This is a genomic window from Agrobacterium sp. K11 (assembly GCF_059429395.1).
Window position 1 is genome coordinate 1 of the sequence record NZ_JCAHRB010000029.1, and the last position, 6,739, is coordinate 6,739.

General features: G+C 58.3%; 4 protein-coding genes. 3 read left to right on the plus strand and 1 reads right to left on the minus strand.

What is annotated here, in order from left to right; genetic code table 11:
* Nucleotides 1–2,557 (minus strand): Ti-type conjugative transfer relaxase TraA (gene traA, locus AC5SEO_RS26665; protein ID WP_495364196.1); only part of this gene is annotated, 2,557 nt, incomplete at its 3' end.
* Between the two features lie 412 nt (nt 2,558–2,969).
* Between traA and AC5SEO_RS26670 the strand changes: the two genes are divergently transcribed.
* From AC5SEO_RS26670 to AC5SEO_RS26680, 3 genes are all read left to right on the plus strand, one after another.
* The gene (locus tag AC5SEO_RS26670) at nt 2,970–3,896 is read left to right on the plus strand and encodes a nucleotidyltransferase and HEPN domain-containing protein (RefSeq protein ID WP_495364197.1); all 927 of its coding nucleotides are present in this window, start codon (nt 2,970–2,972) and stop codon (nt 3,894–3,896) included.
* A gap of 185 nt (nt 3,897–4,081) precedes the next feature.
* Nucleotides 4,082–4,390, plus strand: a complete 309-nt coding sequence (locus AC5SEO_RS26675; protein WP_143238629.1) for a mobilization protein — start codon at nt 4,082–4,084, stop codon at nt 4,388–4,390.
* A complete protein-coding gene (locus tag AC5SEO_RS26680) occupies nt 4,387–6,051 on the plus strand; it encodes a type IV secretory system conjugative DNA transfer family protein (protein WP_495364198.1) in 1,665 nt (554 codons plus the stop codon). Before AC5SEO_RS26675 ends, AC5SEO_RS26680 begins: the two co-directional genes overlap by 4 nt.
* The last annotated feature ends 688 nt before the right edge of the window (nt 6,052–6,739 follow it).

Here is a 6,739-nt window from a genome sequence, read left to right on the forward strand (position 1 = left end):
GCTCGTACGCCAACGCGTCACCCTTGACGACACGCCACGCATTGCGCTCGGCCTGCGTGCCATCCGGAAGCGTAACAGGCGTGGCGCCTTCATGCTGCAGGGAAATCCTGTCCCCGATCGCGGGAGATGCACCTCGCATGGCCCGCCTGAGATCGACGCCCCACACCGTGCGCCGCTCGCCCTTGTCGTTCTCCAGCGTCACAAAATAGTTTTCTCGCGCCTGGGGATTATGCTCGTAGGGCGCAACGCCGTGATCAACCAGCCGGCCCGCATTGGCGAACTCCTTGATGTCGGCATAGAGCTGCACGCCGTCGCGATGCCTTGTCATGGCAACATAGGTCAGATGCCGGTCCATGGTGCTCGACGCCAGCACAAAGGCGCGATCGACCGTCGCCCCCTGGTTTTTATGGATCGTCGTCGCATAGCCGTGGTCGATCGCCTGATAGCTGTCTGTCGGAATGCTGACACTGTCGCCGCCTCGACCATCGAGCCGGGCGATGATCTTGCCCGGCTCCACATGCTCGACCGTGCCAAGCATGCCGTTTTTGACGCGGAGGTCGCGGTTGTTTTCGAGGAAGATGATCCGGTCACCGGGGCCGAAGGCGCGTTTGCCGTTATTGGTCTGGAAGGTGAGTTCGCGACCGGCCTCACCATCCCCACGGTCAACATCGTCGCTCAGCCCGTGGCTGCGCTCCAGCCTTTGTCTGTTCTGAAGCTCGGAGCGGATGGCGGCATTGAGGGCGCGCACATCGGCGCGGCGATGCGCCATGGCAACCCGGGTGCCATCGGCACGCTTCTCACTGTCGGCGACATAATCACGCACAATCTGCGCCATCGCCTCCTCGCGGCTTTCCGCAAAGTGGATGGCGCCGTGATCGCGATAGGCGGCGAGGCCCTCGGCCGTCTTGTGGGTCGCAAAGGCAACCGACGCCTGTCTCTGCCAATCATGGCGCTGGCGGCGTATCCCGGAAAGTTCGACATGGCCGATCTGCTCGGCAATCGCCCTGAAGGGTGCACCGGCCCCGATCGCCTGCAGCTGCTCATGGTCGCCGACAAGAACGATCTTTGCGCCGCGCTCTTCCGCTTCTCCGATGAACCGGGCAAGCTGGCGGCTCCCGACCATGCCGGCCTCGTCGATGACGAACACGTCACTGCGGCCGATCATACCCCGGCCATGGTCCCAACCGCGGGACCATGACGCCAGGGTGCGGCTCTCTATGCCAGAACTTTCCTCAAGACCCTCGGCTGCCTTACCGCTAAGTGCCGCACCATGGACCTGATAGCCTTGCGCCTCCCACGCCTCGCGAGCGGCTGCCAGCATGGTGGACTTTCCAGCACCAGCGAACCCGACCACAGCCGCGATGCGTTCTGGCCCGGTAATATGCTCGATCGCCTGACGCTGTTCGTCCGACAATCCCGCTGACGGATCGCTTGCAGCTAACATTCCGCCGGAGCTTCTCCGAAGAGAGCGATCCTGCCTCTCCATCGCACGCTCGACATGGCGAGGATCGACGCCATGGGACTGCGCCTGATGCAGCCGTTCCGCCGATCGCGCCATGCCAAGTTCCAGATCGATCATGTCCCGCGTCGAATAGCGCGCTTTGGAAACTTCGCCTGTCTCGGCATCGATGCGCTCAGGCTGAAGCTCAACGAGCGCTGGCGACGCCAAAACAGCCGCAAAGGCGTTCTGGAATGTTTGGGCGTCATCGTTGATGTAGCGATGCAAGGTTTTGGCAATGTCGTGTCGATCGAACACGCTCTTCTCATGGCTGATCAGCGTCAGAACCTGTTCCGGTTTTTGGCGGATCAGCGCGGCATTTTGCCGTGCTGCCTCGTCATCCAGTCGCCCGCGCTCGACGGCCATTCCTTGCTGCTGCATCTGCGACGCGTGCACGCCCATATGTTCGGTCGGCGACAACTCAAGGCCGCGCTCCGCATGCGAGCGATGATCGATGCGAACATCCAGGCCTTCGCGTTGAAGCTGACGGTTGGCGATGCCTTCCCATGACTGCCGGATATCGCGAAGCTGCATGTCGGTCGTCGCCATGCCATTTGCCAACAGCCGTGCGTTCTTGTGCTCAAGAACAGTCTTCTCGCCAAGGCCGGCTTTGCCAACCTCTCGCGTCGTCATCAGAACATGCGCATGGTAGTTCCTGATATCACCATGCTCGCTTGGCGAATGGATTGCAAAATCCACGGCCGCGCCATAGCGGTTTGCCAGATCCTGAGCAAAGGCACGCGCAGCCTTCAGTCGCCCCTCTGTCGAAAGCTCATGTGGAAGCGCGATTTCGAATTCACGAGCGACGCGGGCGTCCTTTCGCTTTTCTGCAAACTCGGCAGCGTTCCACAACGTCGAGCGATCCAAAGCCCAGTCGGCAGGCACGCCTTGCGGCAGCACGATCTCACTATGCTCGACACCCTCTTTGCGGGTGAAGTCATGCACAAGGCCATCGCGATGATTGACGAGAAGAACAGCACAACGGTAGGCGGCGGATGCGACAGCGCTGCGGCCAGATGAGCGCGAGACAGGTTTGGTGCTGAGATGATAAATCGCCAAACGAAATCTCCGATACGCAAACGGGGAGACCAAACGCTCAAAGGCGCCGCAAGTCGTAAGTGCGCCCTTGTCTGTTTACCGGTGGCAAAGCTAGCAACAACGAACGGGCATTTCGACTACTAAAAGTAGTAGTCGCCAAGTGGCAATTGCTCGTGTTTGAATAGGGACACAAACGCATCATTCCGGGGAGGGCGATAGGCGCAGGCTGATCGCACGACGGATCAGGGAGAAGGGAGGGAGTGGAAGCAGATATTGCAGGCGCGGCTCGGCAAACAGGAGAGGGCGGCGCAGACAACGCGCCGGAAGATTGCGCGTGCGGGAGACAGGCATTCGATTGGCGGCTGCCAAAAATCGGAGTTTCAAAGAAGTTTACAATGGACCATACAGGATACCGTCCAGGAACGGAGCAGACATGAAGACCAGCCTTGAACATTTGCCGGAACGAAAGCAACGCGAGCTCGCGCGTGTCGTCGGAATTATTCAGGAAGAGTTTGCTGATCTGGTGGACCGCTCCAAGTCTGACGCCAAGAAGGATGGACGGATTTTCAAAATCATTCTGTTCGGTTCTTACGCGCGTGGCACCTGGGTGGATGAGCCGCATACGTCGAAAGGCTATCGCTCGGATTTCGACATCCTCGTCATCGTCAGCAACAAGGAACTTGCCGAGCCCAAATACTGGGACAAGACAACAGACCGGCTGATGTGGGACAAGGAAATTGAGACACCTGTCGGTCTCATCGTGCATGGCGCTCGCGAAATCAGCAATTTTCTAAATGACGGCCAGTACTTCTTCGTCGACCTCGCCCGCGAAGGTGTTGTTCTTTACGAATTCGACGATCGGCCGCTGGCTGAAGCGAAACCGCTCAGCCCTGCCGATGCACTCAGGGTGGCAGAAGATCATTTTCTGCGGCACTTCCCGGATGCGCGAGATTTCGCTGATGTAGCAAAATATCTCGTTGCGAAAGGTAACCTACACCTAGCCGCCTTCAATCTCCATCAGGCAGTGGAGAGCGCCTACAACTGCTACCTTCTGACACTGACAAACTATTCCCCAGCGTCGCACAATCTCAAATTCCTGCGTGGACTTTCCGAAGGTCGTGATCACCGTTTGATCGACATCTGGCCACGCGATCGTCAGCGATTTACCACGTGGTACAACATCCTGAATGAGGCCTACGTCAAGGCACGCTATTCGAAGCGTTTCGAGGTTTCCGAAGAGGCGCTCACCTGGCTTCAGGAGCGCACCGCGGAACTTCATAAGCTGGTTGAGACGCTTTGCCGCGAGCACATCGAAAAGCTCGAACAGGCCGCGGGACAAGCCGCGAACGCCATCGACTGAGCTTCACCGGTGATACAATAATCCTGAGCTCAGGTAGCAGCCACCGCAGCGTCATGAACCCTATGGTCAAACCTACTCTCGCAATCGCTATGTCGATCTCCTCATAGAAACTGGTCTGTCTTCCAGGAGCAAAGCCGTGGGCAACAGCGGCAGTTCCGGTGCGACCGCAATCGAAAGGAACAATCGTGGCAAGGAAAACAATCGAACAGCGCCTGGCTGAACTGGATGCGCAACGTTCCGCTCTCAAGGCACGGCTCTCGAAAACCGAGCGCAACAACGACATGCGCCGCAAGGTCCTGATCGGCTCGCTCGTTATGCATCACCTCGAAACCTCCGATGATCAGGTTTTTAAGCAGCAGCTCGGTAAATGGCTGCGTCGTGAACTACCGGGCTTTCTGACACGCGACAATGACAAGGTACTCTTTACCGATCTGATCGGAGCAGTACAGCCGGGCACGGCAGAGAGTGGTGACAGCGGGCAGGGCGCTCCATGAACCGGTTGCGACTTTCTCGGGACGCATTCAAGAACATGATGCGAGCCGCCGCGCGTGATCCGCTTTGGGCATTCCTCGCTTTGATCGCCATGCCCTTCCGAATCTGGAAACGGCTCCTCGGATTTATGTTCATCTTGTTCAACGTCACGTTTGTGATCGGCATGGGTGGCGGTCATTTCCTTGAGCAAATGGGTTTTAGTCAAGGCTCGCCTTTCTACATCATCCCAGGTCTCTTAACCCTAGTGGCGCTCGCCGTTATCACCTTCTGGTTCATCACCACTCCACTGATTTTGCATTTCGGGGATGATGACGATGAGACCCATGGCTCCGCCCGCTTTGCGACAGACAAGGAGATAGCTGCTCTCACCTTATCCGCTTCCGGCCTCTTGATCGGTCGTGATACGAAAACAAGCAAGCCCCTGCGCTATGATGGCCCGGCCCATCTCCTGACGATGGCGCCGACCCGTACCGGCAAGGGTGTGGGCACGATCATTCCAAACCTGCTGACCGCCGAGCGTTCGGTGATCTGCGTTGATCCAAAAGGCGAGAATGCAAGGATCACCGGCCGTGCCCGCCAGAAGTTTGGGCCGGTTCATGTGCTGGATCCTTTCGGGGTCACCGGCAGACCCTCGGCCGCCTTCAATCCCCTGGCCCTGCTCGATCCCCACAGTCTTGATGTCGCGGACGATGCCAGTGCCCTTGCCGACGCTCTCGTGTTCGACGAACCGGGAATGACGGGCGAGGCGCATTGGAACGACGAGGCAAAAGCGCTGATTACCGGATTGCTGCTCGAGATCGTTGCAGCGGAGCCTTTGAGACGCAGGCACCTCGCAACACTTCGCGACTATCTCACCCTTGCTCCGGAACACTTCGCAAGACTGCTCAAGCGTATGCAGGACAGCGATGCGGCAAGAGGTCTTGTCGCCCGCGCCGCGAACCGCCACCTCGGAAAATCCGATCGCGAAGCCGCAGGCGTTCTCTCCGCAGCTCAACGCCATACGCATTTTCTCGATTCACCGCGCATGACGGCCGTCCTCAGCCGCTCGGATTTCCGGTTTGCCGATCTCAAGCACAGCAACGTGACGGTGTTCCTCGTGCTTCCTCCTGATCGCCTCTCGACCTATTCGCGCTGGCTGCGCCTGCTTGTTTCCCAAAGCCTGATCGAAATGGCCCGCGATCCGGCAAAGCCGGCGACAGCGGTTCTTTATCTGCTTGATGAGTTCGCATCCCTTGGGCATTTGGCACCAGTCGAACGCGCGATGGGTCTGATGGCGGGTTATGGTGTCCAGCTTTGGCCCATCCTCCAGGACATCCATCAGTTGCGTGCCACATACGGTCACCGCGCCGGAACTTTCCTGTCAAACGCCGGCGTGCTGCAGGTCTTTGGCGTCAACGATCATGACAGCGCCCGCCTCATCTCTGATCTGCTCGGACAGGAGACGGTCGTGTTCCAGACGATGGCGAGAGCGCTCGATTCCGATAAGACCGGGATCTCCTACAGCCAGCAACATACCGGCCGGCCGCTGCTCACCCCTGATGAGGTGCGCAATCTGCCGGCGCACGGACAATTGCTGTTTCTGGCCGGACAACGATCAATATTTGCTGAAAAGCTGTCTTATTTTAACGATCCGGAGTTCAGGGATATGTTCGATCCAGTTTAACGGGAATGGTGGTAAAAAGGCAGTTCGGCAAGCCATCAAATCCTTGTATGCGCGGCCCTCGAGCTATCTTGACCGTAGCGGGAAGTGGATATGGCTCGGCAAGCCCCGGAAACAGGCGTCCACTTTAACGGAATATGGTACGCGGTGATCCAGCCTGTCCTGACGGGAACGCGCTCCCCATAGTGCCGAAGTGAGCGGCAGGACGGGCGTGCGTCTTGCTGTGAAGGAATAAAAGTGGAGGCGTGCTGCGTGTTTTCAACGACAACGACCATGAAAGCGTCCGCTGTATCGTTGGCGCGGCCCGGATCGGGATGGGCGAAACAGGCCGGCGCTATACAGGACTGCTCTATTCACGGTTCTCTCGTGCTAGGCGAGACAGTCGAATAACGAGATTTTGGAACCCGAGCGGTGTGTTACGACATAGCGGGCTCTGGATCGGTTGCGTGTCTCATTTACTATGCCGCGTAAGCTCCCACATGAGCTGTGGGGCTCCTCACGCTTGTGACACCCCGGGCATGACACTTTTTGGGCTGATAATCTATCTGGGTATACCTGCGGCGTTTGTGTAACAGGTGTTTTGACGCTTAAAATCTGGAACAACCTCCGCTCTACGAGGCGAGAGCGACCTGGGACCCTGAACTGCCCCCCATTTCGACCGGACAGTCGGCATAAGCAGAAAGGCTCAAGC